Origin of the sequence: Lentzea sp. NPDC060358, from assembly GCF_042725365.1 — a bacterium.
Classification (GTDB): domain Bacteria; phylum Actinomycetota; class Actinomycetes; order Mycobacteriales; family Pseudonocardiaceae; genus Lentzea.
The window spans coordinates 1-13,435 of sequence record NZ_JBHXCW010000211.1; the positions used below are offsets into that span (position 1 = coordinate 1).

At 69.3% G+C, this 13,435-nt stretch carries 16 protein-coding genes; 6 read left to right on the forward strand and 10 right to left on the reverse strand.

Annotated features, from left to right (window positions below; translation table 11 throughout):
- The 3 genes from ACFWGZ_RS32145 to ACFWGZ_RS32155 form a co-directional block, all read left to right on the forward strand.
- Positions 1 to 1,276 (forward strand): sensor histidine kinase (locus ACFWGZ_RS32145; protein WP_382455342.1); only part of this gene is annotated, 1,276 nt, incomplete at its 5' end.
- Positions 1,273 to 1,917, forward strand: coding sequence for a response regulator (locus ACFWGZ_RS32150; protein ID WP_382455343.1), 645 nt, complete (start codon positions 1,273 to 1,275; stop codon positions 1,915 to 1,917). The genes ACFWGZ_RS32145 and ACFWGZ_RS32150, both read left to right, overlap by 4 nt.
- A 73-nt stretch (positions 1,918 to 1,990) precedes the next feature.
- On the forward strand, positions 1,991 to 2,536 hold the full coding sequence (locus ACFWGZ_RS32155) for a hypothetical protein (RefSeq protein ID WP_382455344.1): 546 nt from the start codon (positions 1,991 to 1,993) through the stop codon (positions 2,534 to 2,536).
- Here the strand turns inward: ACFWGZ_RS32155 and ACFWGZ_RS32160 are convergent.
- The 9 genes from ACFWGZ_RS32160 to ACFWGZ_RS32200 form a co-directional block, all read right to left on the reverse strand.
- Positions 2,523 to 2,696: a DUF397 domain-containing protein gene (locus ACFWGZ_RS32160; protein WP_382455345.1), complete on the reverse strand. Its 174-nt coding sequence runs from the start codon at positions 2,694 to 2,696 to the stop codon at positions 2,523 to 2,525. The two genes, ACFWGZ_RS32155 and ACFWGZ_RS32160, sit on opposite strands and share 14 nt — an antisense overlap.
- The gene (locus tag ACFWGZ_RS32165; protein WP_382455346.1) at positions 2,671 to 3,519 is read right to left on the reverse strand and encodes a helix-turn-helix domain-containing protein; all 849 of its coding nucleotides are present in this window, start codon (positions 3,517 to 3,519) and stop codon (positions 2,671 to 2,673) included. Before ACFWGZ_RS32165 ends, ACFWGZ_RS32160 begins: the two co-directional genes overlap by 26 nt.
- A gap of 60 nt (positions 3,520 to 3,579) precedes the next feature.
- On the reverse strand, positions 3,580 to 4,524 hold the full coding sequence (locus ACFWGZ_RS32170; RefSeq protein ID WP_382455347.1) for an asparaginase: 945 nt from the start codon (positions 4,522 to 4,524) through the stop codon (positions 3,580 to 3,582).
- 15 nt (positions 4,525 to 4,539) lie between these two features.
- Complete coding sequence (locus ACFWGZ_RS32175) at positions 4,540 to 5,217, reverse strand: polysaccharide lyase family 7 protein (RefSeq protein ID WP_382455348.1); 678 nt, start codon at positions 5,215 to 5,217, stop codon at positions 4,540 to 4,542.
- Positions 5,218 to 5,328: 111 nt separating this feature from the next.
- Positions 5,329 to 5,892 (reverse strand): acireductone dioxygenase, encoded by a 564-nt coding sequence (locus ACFWGZ_RS32180; RefSeq protein WP_382455349.1) that lies wholly within the window; start codon positions 5,890 to 5,892, stop codon positions 5,329 to 5,331.
- Positions 5,889 to 6,485: a methylthioribulose 1-phosphate dehydratase gene (mtnB, locus tag ACFWGZ_RS32185; protein ID WP_382455350.1), complete on the reverse strand. Its 597-nt coding sequence runs from the start codon at positions 6,483 to 6,485 to the stop codon at positions 5,889 to 5,891. Before mtnB ends, ACFWGZ_RS32180 begins: the two co-directional genes overlap by 4 nt.
- Positions 6,482 to 7,138, reverse strand: a complete 657-nt coding sequence (mtnC, locus tag ACFWGZ_RS32190; RefSeq protein WP_382455351.1) for an acireductone synthase — start codon at positions 7,136 to 7,138, stop codon at positions 6,482 to 6,484. Before mtnC ends, mtnB begins: the two co-directional genes overlap by 4 nt.
- On the reverse strand, positions 7,135 to 8,136 hold the full coding sequence (locus ACFWGZ_RS32195; RefSeq protein ID WP_382455352.1) for a s-methyl-5-thioribose-1-phosphate isomerase: 1,002 nt from the start codon (positions 8,134 to 8,136) through the stop codon (positions 7,135 to 7,137). The genes mtnC and ACFWGZ_RS32195 overlap by 4 nt, the downstream gene beginning before the upstream one ends.
- The gene (locus ACFWGZ_RS32200) at positions 8,136 to 9,236 is read right to left on the reverse strand and encodes an acyl-CoA dehydrogenase family protein (RefSeq protein ID WP_382455353.1); all 1,101 of its coding nucleotides are present in this window, start codon (positions 9,234 to 9,236) and stop codon (positions 8,136 to 8,138) included. Before ACFWGZ_RS32200 ends, ACFWGZ_RS32195 begins: the two co-directional genes overlap by 1 nt.
- A 141-nt stretch (positions 9,237 to 9,377) precedes the next feature.
- Here ACFWGZ_RS32200 and ACFWGZ_RS32205 point away from each other — a divergent pair, with 141 nt between their 5' ends.
- Positions 9,378 to 9,581 (forward strand): cold-shock protein, encoded by a 204-nt coding sequence (locus ACFWGZ_RS32205; protein WP_382455354.1) that lies wholly within the window; start codon positions 9,378 to 9,380, stop codon positions 9,579 to 9,581.
- A 328-nt stretch (positions 9,582 to 9,909) separates the two neighbouring features.
- Here ACFWGZ_RS32205 and ACFWGZ_RS32210 read toward each other — a convergent pair whose 3' ends face one another.
- A complete protein-coding gene (locus tag ACFWGZ_RS32210) occupies positions 9,910 to 10,644 on the reverse strand; it encodes a hypothetical protein (protein WP_382455355.1) in 735 nt (244 codons plus the stop codon).
- A gap of 482 nt (positions 10,645 to 11,126) precedes the next feature.
- On the opposite strand from ACFWGZ_RS32210, the gene ACFWGZ_RS32215 reads away from it, so the two are divergent.
- Positions 11,127 to 12,323, forward strand: a complete 1,197-nt coding sequence (locus ACFWGZ_RS32215) for a PI-PLC domain-containing protein (protein WP_382455356.1) — start codon at positions 11,127 to 11,129, stop codon at positions 12,321 to 12,323.
- A gap of 30 nt (positions 12,324 to 12,353) precedes the next feature.
- On the forward strand, positions 12,354 to 13,433 hold the full coding sequence (locus ACFWGZ_RS32220) for a PLP-dependent aminotransferase family protein (protein ID WP_382455357.1): 1,080 nt from the start codon (positions 12,354 to 12,356) through the stop codon (positions 13,431 to 13,433).
- Positions 13,434 to 13,435: the final 2 nt, after the last annotated feature.

Genomic DNA, 13,435 nt, shown 5'->3' on the forward strand with positions numbered 1-13,435 from the left:
CGTGTGGGCCTTCGCGTTGCTGGCGCTGGCCGTCGTGGCGACCGTCGTCGAGACGACGGACGGGCACGTCGCGTGGATCATCGGCGTGCTGGCGTTCCCCGCTGCCGCGGTGATCGCCATCGTCCGGTACGGCTTGTACGACATCAGCCTGCTCATCCACCGGTCGTTGCTCTACGGCTCGCTGACCGTCGTGCTGCTGCTCGTGTACCTGGGCGTGATGGTCGGTGCCGGGGAGCTGTTCACCGACGACGCCGAGGTCATCGGCGTCGTCGCGGCGGGGCTGGCGTTCGCGCCGATCCGCACCTGGGTGCAGCGCCGCCTCGACCGCTGGCTGTTCGGCGTGCGCGCCGATCCCCACGCCGCGCTGTCGATGTTGAGCGAGAAGCTCGAACGGTCCCAGGACGTGCTGCCGACGGTGGCCGCCACGGTGGCCGAGTCGCTGAAGCTGCCGTACGTCGCGATCCGCGGCGGGTCGGTGCTGGCCGAGCACGGACGCAGCCGCGGGTGGCCGCAGCTGCGTTTTCCCATGACGTACCGGGGTTCGTCGGTCGGCGACCTCGTCGTGGAGCCGCGCGCGCCCGATGAACGGCTGAGCGACCGCGAGCTGAGTCTGCTCGTGGACCTCGCACGGTCCACCGCGCCCGCCGCGCAGTCCATCAAGCTGACCGCCGATCTGCAGCTCGCCCGCGAACGACTCGTGCGTGCGCGGGAAGAGGAACGGCTGCGGTTGCGCCGCGACCTGCACGACGGCGTCGGACCGGCGTTGGTCGGCATCCGGTTGCAGCTCAGGGCTTTGCGCCGGTCGTTGGGTGACGTGCTGGACCCCGTGCTGGGTGACGTCGACACCACGGCCGTCGAGGTGCGCCGGCTCGTCGACGGCCTCCGCCCGCCGATCCTCGACCAGGGCCTGGCCTTGGCCGTGCGCGACGAGGCCGCGCGGTTCAGCGGCGAACTGCGGGTCGAGGTGAACGCCGAGCCGATGGACGGCCTGTCCGCCGCCGTCGAGGTCGCCGCCTACCGGATCGTCGCGGAGGCCCTGACCAACACCGCCCGGCACTCCGGCGCCACGACGTGCTCGATCACCGTCCGCGCCGACGGCGACCTGGTCGTCGAGATCGTCGACGACGGGCGCGGGGTCGCCGCCGAGTCCAAGCCGGGGGTCGGGCTGGAGTCCATGCGAGAACGCTGCGCGGAGCTCGGTGGATCGTGCACAGTGGGACCCGCGGAACCGCACGGCACCAGGGTGGTGGCGCGGATCCCGCTGGAGGCCCAATGACCCGGGTTGTGATCGCGGACGACCACCCGGTGTTCCGGCGCGGCCTGAAAGCGCTGCTGGACGGCGAGGACGGCCTCGACGTGGTGGGCGAGGCGGCGGACGGCCTGTCCGCCGTCGCGGTCGCGCTGGACCTGGCGCCGGACGTCGTCGTGATGGACCTGCACATGCCGTCGCTGGGCGGCGTGGACGCGGCGAAGCGGATCCTCGACGTGCTGCCGTCCGTGGGCGTCCTCGTGCTGACGATGCACGAGGACGACGAACTGGTCTTCGCCGCGATGAAGGCCGGCGCCCGCGGCTACCTCGTGAAGACGACCGACGACGACGAGATCGTGCGGGCCGTGCAGGCCATAGGAGCCGGCGAGGCGATCTTCAGCGCCACCATCGCCCAGCGCATGATGGGCTACTTCACCGCGATCTCGTCGTCGAAGGCCGTCATCTTCCCGCAGCTCACCGACCGCGAACGGGACGTGCTGGAGCTGATGGCGTCGGGCCTCGACAACGCGTCGATCGCTCTCCGGCTGAGCCTGTCGGGCAAGACCGTGCGCAACCGCGTGTCGTCGATCTTCTCGAAGCTCCAGGTGGCCGACCGCGCGCAGGCGATAGTGCGCGCCCGCGAAGCCGGTCTGGGAAGTCCCCGCTGAGTCGGGACACCGGTCACCTGACCGCGGGACAGGGTCCTCGGTTGGATCGGCGGTATCCGCCGAAGGGGGCCCGATGGACATCACCTGGGACGTCGCACACGCGCGGCTCAGCCACGACCGCATGCTGCACATCGCCCGAGCGCTCATCTCGATGCGCCCGGACACCGTCACGCTGGGCGGCGGTGACCCGCTGGACGTGCCCGGCCTGTTCGAGATCGTCGACGAGTTCCGCCTGGCCGGCATCGAGGTGGTGCTGCGCACGTCCGGCAAGTCGATGCACCCGTCGATGGTGCGCACGCTGCTGCAGTCGTGCGCGCGCATCGAGGTGTGCGCCATGTCGTTCACCCACGCCATGCACGCGTTGCGCCTGCTGGACATCGGCGCGTCGAAGCTGGACTCGTTCGCCGCCTTCGGCCTGGACGCCACCGGCATCCGGCGCGGGTTCGACCGGCTGGAGGAGTTCTGCGCCACCACGGCCTTCGAGCTGCCGCGGCTCGGGTTCATCGCGTTCAGCGAGTCGATCGGGTCGGACCACGGGCAGTACCTGCAGTCGCTCGCGCCGCAGACCGTGCGGGTGACGGTGGAGACCGCGGACACGTCGGTGGTCAGAGCGAGTTGAGCAGGGCGCGCCAGGCCGGGAGGGAGAACGCGAGTGCGTCGCCGCTCGCGTTCTTCGTGTCGCGGACGAGGGCGTCGTGGGAGAGCGACACCTCGACGCAATCGCCCGATCCGTTGGCCGTGCTGTAGCTGCTCTTACGCCAGATCCGTTCGCCGGGCATGGAAGTCCTCTCGCAGTCCACTGACGTACTCCGCCAGCTTGCTCCGAGATTGTTCAGGATCCAAGGCCACGGCATCCAACCGGTTGAACATCCTCCTGGCCCGTTTGACGGCGGTGTCGTCCTGCGCGAACACCTGGGCCATGTCGGTCTCGCTGAACACCACCGGCTGCGCCTTGTCGAACTCGTACAGCGTCAGCTTCGACTGGGGAACGGTCCTGACGTTCGCCGGCACGACGCGGAGGACGTGGGTCTTGAAGAGGAGCCGCAGGTACTGGCTCTCCATCACCACCGCATCTCCCACCAGCGTCTGCAAGGCCAGCTCGTGCACGTAGAACAGGCACTCCGGCCGGTACACCCGGTGAAGGATCGACTGCCGCTCGACACGAGCCTGGACGAAAGCCTCGACATCCTCCGGCGCCTCGATCCCACCCTCTCTGAGCAGGGCGCGGGCGTACTCCCGCGTCTGGAGGAGGCCCGGCAGCACGATCACCTCGTACGAGGTGATCGTGTGCGCTTTCGCCTCGGTCATCGCGAGTGTGCGCAGGTTCTCGGGCAGCTGCACGAAATAGGCGTCGAAGGCGTGGCGGTAGCGGCTGCGGAACTCCTCCAGGTACTCGAGGTTCTTGCCGCACGTCGCCACCCACTGCACGAGGTCGACCTCGGTCGCCCGCACTTTGCCGTGCTCGATGTTCGACACCTTGCTCGGATCCCAGCCGAGATGGGCTGCCATCGCGCGGCCGGAGAACGACGTGGCCGACTCCCTCAGCCGGCGCAGCTCGTCGCCGAGGTCCCGGCTGCAGGCGGTGGATGCGATCGTGGTCATTCCTGCGAAGCTAATCCTTGGGGACGCCCCATGCACCGGCTCGTTCGGGTGAAAACGCCGCTAAAAAACCCCGCCCCGAGCTGCGAAAACGTCCTCGACAGGCTGCATAGCGCCGAGGGCCAGCCGCAGCAGCACACGGGCCTTGCGCGGGCACAGCCATCCGGCCATGACCACCCCGCGGGCGATCAGGTCCGACTCCGACCCGGCGAAGCCGTAGGTGGAGCGGAACGTCGTCCCGGCCCCGGTCCGCGACGCCACCACCACCGGGAACGCCGCCCGTGAGATCGCCTCCGCCATCCCCGCGGACACGTGCCCGACCCCGGACGCCGCGACCACCACACCGCGGACGTTGAGCCAGTCGAGCAGTGACCCGTCATCGTCCACAGTGGCCTCGACGAGCGGGACGGCCGGTGCGTCGAGGGGCCGCGGCAGCGCGGGCAGCCGGTGAGCGGGGTGGAAGTACTGCGGCGCACCCTCCACCACCAGCCCGAGCGGGCCGGGGAACGACTCGAAGGCGTTGGGGAGGCTGCTGTGCGTCTTGCGCACCCACCGGGCGGCGTGGACGGAGTCGTTGAGCACCAGCACCGCGCCGCGGCCGCGCGAGTTCGGGGCGCCGGCGACCGCGACGGCGGCGGCGAGGTTGGCCGGGCCGTCGGCGCCGGGAAGGCCGGGGTGGCGCATGGCGCCCGTGACGACGAGGGGTTCCTCGTGCGGCCACAGGCAGTCGAAGAAGTAGGCGGTCTCTTCGAGCGTGTCGGTGCCCTGGATGACGACGACGCCCGACGCGCCTTCGCGGACCTGCTTCGAGGCCCAGTCGAAGGTCTCCAGCAGGGTCGCGAACGTCAGCGAGGCGCCGGGGATCGTGGCCAGCGTGGCGATCTCGCCGACCTCACCGACCTCCAGGCCCCGGACGAGGTCGCCCGCGCCCAGGGTCGGTGACACCGCGCCGGAGCCCGTCATCGTGATCGTGCCGCCGAGCGATGCCACCGCCACCCGTGAGTCCATGAACTCACTCTAGATCTACTGGCGCCAGTAGGTGATGTTGCGGAAACGGGCCTCCGCGCGGCCGCTGCCGTGGTGGTAGACGCCGTTCTTGAAATAGCGCGTCGCCGGGCCCTCGTCGGGGTGCGTGAGTTTCAGGGCGCCGTTGTAGTAGACCTTCACGGTGCCCGTGCCGCCCGAGACCGCGGTGTGCTCCACGCGGATCCTGAACCATTTGTTGTAAATGCCGGTGGCGATGACCTGGTTGCTGTCCTTGCGCAACGAGCCGCCGTTGACGTTGGCGACGTTGAGCATGACGTCGGTGGCGCGGGTGCCGTCCGGGCGGCTGCCGCGCAGGATCTGCACGACGGTCGGGCCGCTCACACCGGACGGGACGTAGATCTCGCCCTCCCAGGCCCGCCGGCCGCTCGAGTACTCCTGGTTGAAGCGCATCTCGGTGCGCGGGTCCGTCGGGCTGCCCTGGGTGTGGGGCTGGTCGTAGTCGTGGACCCACATCGTGTGCACGCCGCCTTCGAACTTGTAGCGGCTGCTCAGGGCGAGGTCGTAGGGCTTCTGGACGGTGTAGGTGTACGGCGCCGAGGTCCATTGCGCGGACGGCGGCTGAGCGAGGGCCTGAGCCGCCGGGGCCACGACGAGGGGTGCGGTCAACGCGAGGGCGAGCACGGAGCGTCGCGTGTGGAGTGCAGGGGTTTCCACGGTGAATCCCTCCGACTTCCAGCTAGTGGTCTGTACCACTTTGGGGCCAGGGAGGCGGAGGGATCAACAGTTTCCGGAGTTTCCGGAACAATGTTCAGGTGGAGGAACTTTTCACATTCCTGAACGCAGCTCGTCGAACGTCGGGAACTTCGTCGCGATGTCGCTGCCGGTGAAGTTGCCGATCCACCCGTCGTCGTCGTGGAAGAACCGGATCGACACGTAGTCGGGCTCGGTGCCCATGTCGAACCAGTGCGTCGTGTTCGCCGGCACGCTCAGCAGGTCGCCCGCCGTGCAGAACACGCCGTACACCTTGTCGCCGATGTGCAGGTAGAACACGCCCGCGCCACGGGCGAAGTAGCGGTCCTCGTCGTCGTCGTGCGTGTGCTCGGCGAGGAACTTGGTGCGGAACTCGACGGCCTTCGCGCGGTACTCGTCGGTGTCGGCCGGGGCCATCTCCATCGCGTCGACGTAGGTGTAGCCCTCCGTCTCGCTGACGCGCGCGATGTCGGACTCGTAGGCCTGCAACGCGTTCTCGGCGGTCACACCGTCCACCAGGGACCACCGGTGGAAGCGCACGCCGTGCTCCTTGAGCTCGGTGGCGATCTCGTCCGGGTCCGTCGTGCGGACCAGGACCTCGTCCGGGCCGGAGTCCGGCCACACCGTCAGCAGCGTCATGCGTGCCTCCCCGTAAAGATGTCCCGCGTCTCCACCTTGAAGCGCAGCAGCCACTCCAGGCATTCCAGGCGGTGCCTGGCCTGCACCAGGTCGTCGCCCCACACGTACACGCCGTGCCGCGCGACGAGCAGCGCCGGCACGCCCGGGTCGAAGCCCTTCTCGAAGGCGTCGCCCAGTTCGGCCATGTCCTGCGAGTTCCGCACGACCGGGACGACGACCTCCTCGTGGGCCTGCCGGCCGAAGCCCTTGAGCATCTCCAGGTCCTGCAACACGACGCCGCCCGGCCAGTGCTCGGCCGCGACGACCGGGGCCAGCGCGTGGACGTGCACGACGGCGCCCGCTCCGGCGACGCGGGCGATCCTGGCGTGCAGGCCCGCCTCGGCGGACGGGACCTTCGGCGAGTCGACCGCGGCGCCGTCGGCGTCGATCACCACGCTGTCCCCGGCGGTGATCTCGCCCTTGTCGACGCCGCTGACCGTGACCGCGAGCCGCAGCGGATCGCGTTGCAGGACAACGGAAAGGTTGCCCGAGGTGCCGCGCATCCAGCCCATCTGCGCGTAGCGGACGCACTCGCGGGCGAGCTCCGCGGTCACGAGAGCTCCCAGACCGTCGGGTGCGGCGTGAAGTCGGCGTTGCCGAACGGCTCACCGGCGCGCGCGACGCCGACCGTCTTCCAGCCGGCTTCCTGCGCCGCGTGCAGCTCGGCGGGGACGTCGCTGTAGAAGGTGATGTCGTCGGACCGCAGCGTCTCCGCGATCTTGTGGTACGACGCGGCCTCGCGCTTCGGGCCGGCGTTGACCGTGTCGAAGTGGTGCTCCAGCAACGGGGTCAGGTCGCCGTCGGTGGTGTGCCGGAAGAACGCGACCTGGCCCGCGACCGAGCCGGACGAGAAGATCGCGAGCCGCACGCCGTCCTCGTGCCACTTGCGCAACGCGGGGACGACGTCCGGGAAGAACTCCGCCACCAGGTCGCCCTGCGCGTAGCCCTGCTGCCAGACGAGGCCCTGCAACGTCTTGAGGGGCGTGACCTTCTGGTCGGCGTCCATCCAGTCGTGCAGCGCCTTGACGACGTCGTCGTGGCCCGAGAGCTCCTTGATCTGCGCCACGGCCTCGGCGACCACCGGGTCGTCGCCGTGCTGCTCGATCCACGGCCCGAGCCGCGGGCGCGCGTAGTCGTAGAGGACGACCAGCACCTGGTCCGTCGCGCTCAGCGTGCCCTCGATGTCGAGCACGACCCACTTGCTCACCGCTGTTCTCCCTCGTAGTACTTGTCCAGCTCCGCGGCGTCGAACACCCCTCGGTCGGTCACGACGTCCGTGACGAACCGCGGCGGCGTCACGTCGAACGCCGGGTACAGCCCCTTGACCCTCGGCGTGGCACTGGGCCTGCCGAGCACCTGCAGCACCTCGGCGCCGTCGCGGTACTCGATCTCCACGTGCTCCGTCGTGGGTGCCGCGTGGTCGGGTGCCTGCACCTGGGCGTGGAACGGCACGCCGAACGCGTGCGCGGCCACGGCCAGTCCCAGTGTGCCGACCTTGTTGACGACGTGCCCGTCCATGGTGACGCGATCGGCCGCCGTCACCAAGGCGTCGACCTGTCCGCTCTGCAGGACGGCCGCGCCCATGCCGTCGGTGATGAGCGTGGTGTCGACGCCCATCTCGATCAACGTCTCCGCGGTGAGCCGCGCCCCCTGCAGGTAGGGGCGGGTCTCGGTGCAGAAGAACCTGAGCGTCTTGTCCTGCCGCTGGGCCGCCCGGACCGTCTCGGTCAGGTAGAGGTCGGCCCAGCAGTGGGTCAGGACGGTGGCGTTGTCCCGCAACAGGTTCGCCGTGTGCTCCCCCAGCGCCCGGCTCCTGGCGCGGTACCGGCGGTCGCCCTCCAGCGCGCCTTCGAGGGCCTGCGAGACGTCCCCGGCCGCGTCGACGTGGGCGAGGACGATCTCGGTGGCCTTGCGCAGGGCGTTGTTGGTGCGCCTGGTGTTCTCGAGCGCCACCGCCGTCGCGGCCAGGTCGGCGCGCGCCTCGGGGAAGGGCTTTCCCCGCAGGGTGCGGGCCTTGAGCACCATGCCGTAGAGGACGGCGAAGTACGGGCCGGAGGACTGGGTGACCATGTCCTCCACGGCCCGTCCGACGTCCTCGGCCGTGCGGCACAGCACCCACTCGCGTTCGAACGGGAACCGGCGGCGGTCGAGGATCAGCACGCCGTCGTCGGTGAGCCGCACCGAGTCGGCGAGGACCGGCTGCATCAGCTGTACCCGGTGTGGGCGGGACGCGCGCCGGTCAGGAAGTTCTCGCCGACCTCGCGGGCCTTGTAGACGACCGGGTCGTGCAGCGTGAGTGTGCGGGCGTTGCGCCAGAAGCGGTCCACGCCGTACTTGGCGGCCGTGCCGCGCGCACCGACCTGCTCGAAGATGCGGCTGGTGACATCGTTGACGAGCTTGGTGCTCACGACCTTGGCCTCGGAGATCGTCACCGCGACCTCCCCGCGCCGGGCCGGGGTGAGGTGGCGGCCGAGCTCGGAGGCCTCGTGGAGCTGCCGCGCCGCCTCGTCCGCGAGCAGGCCGGCGGCCCTGGTCTGCGACACCATCTCGCCGTACGCGGCGACGATGTACGGGTCCTCGGTGGCCGACTCGACACCGCTGACGAACCACGGACGGGTCTTCGTGCGCGTGTAGTCGGCCGCTTCGGCGAGGGCCCCCTCGGCGATGGCCACGTAGAGCTGGGACAGCACCAGCTGGAAGCCGATGGCGGCGAGGCTGAGGCGCGGGTCCTCGTTCGCGGGCTGCACGCCGAGGATCTCGGTGACCTGGACGTTCTCGAAGCTGACGCCGCCGGACGCGGTGAGGCGCTGGCCGATGTTGTCCCAGTCGTCGAGGTAGGTGATGCCGGGGGCCTTGCCGTCGAGCAGGAACGTGAGCTTCTCGCCGTTGTCCGTGCGCGTGGCGCTGACGACGAGCCGGTCGGCGACGGCGGCACCGGTGGCGAAGGTCTTGCGGCCGTTGAGCGTGTAGCCGGACTCGGCGGGCGTGAGCTCGAGGGCGGCGTCGAGCGGGTTGCTGACACCGGCCCAGAACTGGCCCGGCGCCTTGCCGAAGGGGACGTCGAACAGGCCGCTGCGCCACAGCTGCAGGTAGTGGTACCCGAGGAGGTGGCCGGTGTTCGCGTCGGCGGCGCCGACGATCCGGCCGACGCGCTGCTGGGCCGCCCAGTCGCCGACGTCGAGCAGGCCGCTCTGCCGGAGCAGCTCCACCTCTTTGGCGGGTGGCTGGTTGGCCCGGTCCCTGTCGGCCGCGTCGGACCTGAGCGTCGCCGCCACGTCGTGCGCGACGTCCAGCCAGTTCGTCATCCCTGCTCCTCTCGGCGGTACCCGGTCCAACTTACTTCTTCACACCACCGGGCTAACCACGATGTGAGAGAGGTCGTCCACTGGCAGACTCCGCCGCGCACCCCGCTCTGGCGGGGGACCGACATCTAGGGAGCAACCGGCATGGCGCAGGGCATCGTGAAGTGGTTCAACGGCGAGAAGGGCTTCGGGTTCATCGAGCAGGACGGCGGTGGTCCGGACGTGTTCGTGCACTACTCGCAGATCCAGGGCCAGGGCTTCAAGTCGCTCGAGGAGAAGCAGCGCGTGGAGTTCGAGATCGGCCAGGGTCAGAAGGGACCGCAGGCACAGGCCGTCCGCGCCATCTGAGCCCAGCTCCCGCGAGCCCGTCCGGTGTTGTGCCGGGCGGGCTCGTTCGCGCCGGGAGCCGCCGGAAATTGTCAGACCCGTCTGCCATGGTGGTTCCGAGGTGGTCGGCAGGACCACGGAGATCGAAAGGCTGGGCCCGACGTGCGCGTTGTCGCCTCGTTCCACGGTGAACGCCCGGAACTCTCCGCCCGTGCGGTGGAGCGGCCGGGTAGCGGGTTGTGGAGCACGATCGGCAGGGCCTGCGCGTCGAGCGGGCCGCACCGGCCGGCCTGGGGCGGGGACGTGCGTCGCCGGCCGCCGAACCAGCGGCCGTAGGGAACCGACTCGCTCAGCAGCTCACCTCTTGCGAGCCGAGCGACTTCAACAGCAGGTCGATCTCGCGAGCGCGAGAGCTCCCAGGTGGCACCGCGCTGCGAAGATCACGCAGGCTGGACTTCATCCGGGGAGCGACCTCCGAGGGGTCGCCGAGGCTCGCCAGCACTCGTAGCGTCTTGACCGCCCAGTACTGGTTGAACGCACCTCGTTCGCGGTCGAGTACATCGATCACAGCGTCGACGTGTCCGGCATCGGGCCTCCCGTGGAGCCCTGCGTAGCCGGTCAACCGGCGATCCTGGTCTTCGTCCCGCAGTGCCGCTTCCACGTTGAACGCCGGTTCTCGTCCAGCAGCGACGATCATCGCGCCGAACAACTGGTCCATGAGGTCCGTCCGGCTGTCCGAACGCGGCAGCTGTCGCAGGCGCCGCATTTCCCCAACCAGCTCGTCCAAGGTGGGGAGGTGCCCGGCCGGCTGACCGTCCTGAACCGAGCTGCCCAGTTGGGCAGCGCCCAGGGCGGCTTGGGCCACGCTGGAGGCGTCGTCGGCACTCGCCTTGCCCTCTGCGGCGACCTGTTCCACCCGTTCCTCGAGTTGCCGGTACTTCAGCTTCAGCCCGCCGGGCAGCTCGAGGCTTTCCAGCAGGGTGCCCAGCCACGGCACCAGCGCGAGTCCCAGCAACAACACCGTCGTGGAGTCGATCTTGGCCGACGGCCACACGACGTGCACTGCCGCCGCAGCGATCGCCACGCTGGAGATGAGGTAGCCGAACCACCTCTGCCTGTTCCCCCTGTTGGACACTGCTGCTCCTCCTCGAGCGATGCAGAACGACCGGGTGCTGCGTCGTCCTGCACAGAGCAGTCGGAGAAGCGCGGACCACCGTTATCGATTCCCCGCCCAGCGACGGGATCTTCACCTGGAAGGCCGAACCGCCGGCCGTAGGGGCTTCGCAGGTGCGCGGTGGCAACCGAGGGAGTCGAACCCTGCGCGGCTTGTGAAGGCGGCGCCCGAGGTACCGGCCCTAGCCCTTCGGCTGGGCGACGGCTGCCGTGGAGTCGTTCTGGCTGTGGACTTGTCCTGGCTGTGGAGTGGTTCCGGCGGTGGAGTTGCTCCGGCCGCGGAGTCGTTCGGCCTCACCGGAGCGGCCCGCTCGGCGCGGGACACCCCAAGTGTTAAACGACCATCCGCCTGAAACGGTTTCATGTTTCACTCGGATGGATGACGCTGGTCACATGCGACGCTTCCCTGCCATCGCAGCCCTGCTGCTCCTTCCCCTGGTGCCCGCCACCGCGAACGCGGCTCCGTCGGGCACGTACTACGTCACCAGTGTCGGCACCGGACTCAACGTCGCCCAGAGCGGCGGTGGAGTGGAACTGCACCGCCCCAAGGGCAACGAGGACCGCCAGCAGTGGCGGCTGAGCGACGGGAGGTTCGAGAACGCCGACTCGCCGGGCCAGTGCATCACCCGGTCGCTCACCATGGGTTCGTGCTCACAGGGCGATGCGGTTCACGACCTCGTCCAGTTCGGTGACCAGTGGGAGTTCTTCACGCTCGGCGGTCAGTCGCGCTGGTACCTGACGCCGGTCGCCAACCAGACCTCGCCGATGCCCGCCGACCCCCGGCTCGACCAGATGACGTTCCTGACGGCCCACAACGCCTACGCGAACGGGGTGGACGGCGGGTTCGCGCCGCCGTTCATCGACCTCGCCAAGAACCAGACGCGCGGCATCGTGCAGCAGCTGAACGACGGCGTGCGCGGGTTCATGCTCGACATCCACCAGACCGCGGACGGCGCCATTCTGTGCCACAACAGCTGCACGTTGGTCAGCAAGCCGGTGGCGTTGAACGTCGATCTCCAGCGGATCGTGGACTTCCTGCGGAACAACCGCGGCGAAATCATCACGGTGTTCCTGGAGGACTACGTCGACGCGGCCACGCTGCGCGCGGAAATGCGCAAGGTGCAGGGGTTGAACGACGTGCTCTACCGCGCGGAGGGAGTGCGGCAGAACGGGTGGCCGACGCGCGGTCAGATGCAGGCGTCGGGCAAGCGGCTGATCGTCTTCACCGACCACGGAAAGGACGGGCGCGAGGACTCGGGAGTTCTCTACCAGCGCGACTGGACCGTCGAGAACTACTGGTCGATGGGGCCCGGCCTGGGCAGTTCCGACTGGTCCTGTTACAGCCGATGGGATGAAAAACCCCTCACGGCGACGGACAGCTTCCAGCCGTTGTTCGTCATGAACCACTTCCGGGACGTTCCGTTCGGCAGCACCGCCACGTCCGACAACGGCAAGCTCGGGAACCGGGCGCAGCAGTTCTGCCAGCCCGCGGCGCGCAAGAAGCCGAACTTCCTCGCGGTCGACCTCTACCACCTCGGCAACGCCGCGGCGGCCGTCGGCCAGCTGAACTCGTACGTATATCGGCCGTAGCCCAAATGGTGGGAGTTGTACGCTCCGCGCATGGCCTCGATCCTGTTCACGCGCGGAGCGCCCTCTCTCGACATCATCGACCAGGAGGGTCTGCGCGAAGCGGCGCAGAAAGCCTTCACGGACGACCCCGGCGGCACGTTCGCGTACGGAACGAGCGTCGGCTACGTGCCGCTGCGCACCTGGCTCGCCGAGCAGCACGGCGTCGAGCCGGAGCAGGTGCTCGTCACCAACGGTTCGATGCAGGCCGACGCGTTCCTGTTCGAACTGCTCGTGCAGGAGGGTGACGACGTGGTGGTCGAGGCGCCCACCTACGACCGCACGCTGCTGAACCTGCGCCAGCGCGGCGCGAAGATCCACGCCATCCCGCTCGAGACCGACGGCGTCGACGTCGCCGCGCTCGAGAAGCTGCTGGAGAGCGGTGTGCGGCCGAAGCTCGCGCACATCATCCCCAACTTCCACAACCCGGCCGGCTACACGCTGTCCGAGGCGAAGCGCGCGCGGCTGCTGGAGCTGTCGGCCGAGTACGACTTCGTGCTGTTCGAGGACGACCCGTACGTGAAGGTGCGCTTCGAGGGCGAGCCGCTGCCGACGATGCTGTCGCAGGACAAGAACGAGAAGGTCGTCTACGCGTCGTCGTTCTCGAAGACGATGGCGCCGGGCATCCGCTGCGGCTACCTGGTGGGCCCGAAGTCCGTCATCAAGGCGGTCCAGGACATCGCGACCACCACCTACATCTCACCGAACATGGTGGCGCAGTCGATCGTGAACTCGTACTGCCGTTCCGGCCGTCTCGAGGAGTCGGTCGTGAACGTCCGCACCGCGCTGCGTGCGCGCAGGGACGCTCTCGTCGCGGCGTTGCGCCGTGAGCTGCCCGAGGCCGTCTTCACGGCTCCGCAGGGCGGCTACTTCATGTGGGTCGAGCTGCCGGGCGTGTCGATCGAGCGGCTCGCGCCGGTCGCGAAGGAGCACGGCGTCGAGTTCGTGAAGGGCTCCGACTTCCTGCTGGAGGGCGGCGACAACGAGATCCGCCTCGCGTTCTCGGGTGTCACGCCGGAGCAGATCGACGAGGGCATCACCCGCCTCGCCGCAGCGGTCCGCTCGCTTTCCTGATC

Excerpts from the sequence above, each read along its gene's own strand:
- ACFWGZ_RS32150 (WP_382455343.1), top strand. The coding sequence starts at position 1,273 with ATGACCCGGGTTGTGATCGCGGACGACCACCCGGTGTTCCGGCGCGGC.
- ACFWGZ_RS32155 (WP_382455344.1), top strand. The coding sequence starts at position 1,991 with ATGGACATCACCTGGGACGTCGCACACGCGCGGCTCAGCCACGACCGC.
- ACFWGZ_RS32160 (WP_382455345.1), bottom strand. The coding sequence starts at position 2,696 with ATGCCCGGCGAACGGATCTGGCGTAAGAGCAGCTACAGCACGGCCAAC.
- ACFWGZ_RS32165 (WP_382455346.1), bottom strand. The coding sequence starts at position 3,519 with ATGACCACGATCGCATCCACCGCCTGCAGCCGGGACCTCGGCGACGAG.
- ACFWGZ_RS32170 (WP_382455347.1), bottom strand. The coding sequence starts at position 4,524 with ATGGACTCACGGGTGGCGGTGGCATCGCTCGGCGGCACGATCACGATG.
- ACFWGZ_RS32180 (WP_382455349.1), bottom strand. The coding sequence starts at position 5,892 with ATGACGCTGCTGACGGTGTGGCCGGACTCCGGCCCGGACGAGGTCCTG.
- ACFWGZ_RS32195 (WP_382455352.1), bottom strand. The coding sequence starts at position 8,136 with ATGCAGCCGGTCCTCGCCGACTCGGTGCGGCTCACCGACGACGGCGTG.
- ACFWGZ_RS32200 (WP_382455353.1), bottom strand. The coding sequence starts at position 9,236 with ATGACGAACTGGCTGGACGTCGCGCACGACGTGGCGGCGACGCTCAGG.
- ACFWGZ_RS32205 (WP_382455354.1), top strand. The coding sequence starts at position 9,378 with ATGGCGCAGGGCATCGTGAAGTGGTTCAACGGCGAGAAGGGCTTCGGG.
- ACFWGZ_RS32215 (WP_382455356.1), top strand. The coding sequence starts at position 11,127 with ATGCGACGCTTCCCTGCCATCGCAGCCCTGCTGCTCCTTCCCCTGGTG.
- ACFWGZ_RS32220 (WP_382455357.1), top strand. The coding sequence starts at position 12,354 with ATGGCCTCGATCCTGTTCACGCGCGGAGCGCCCTCTCTCGACATCATC.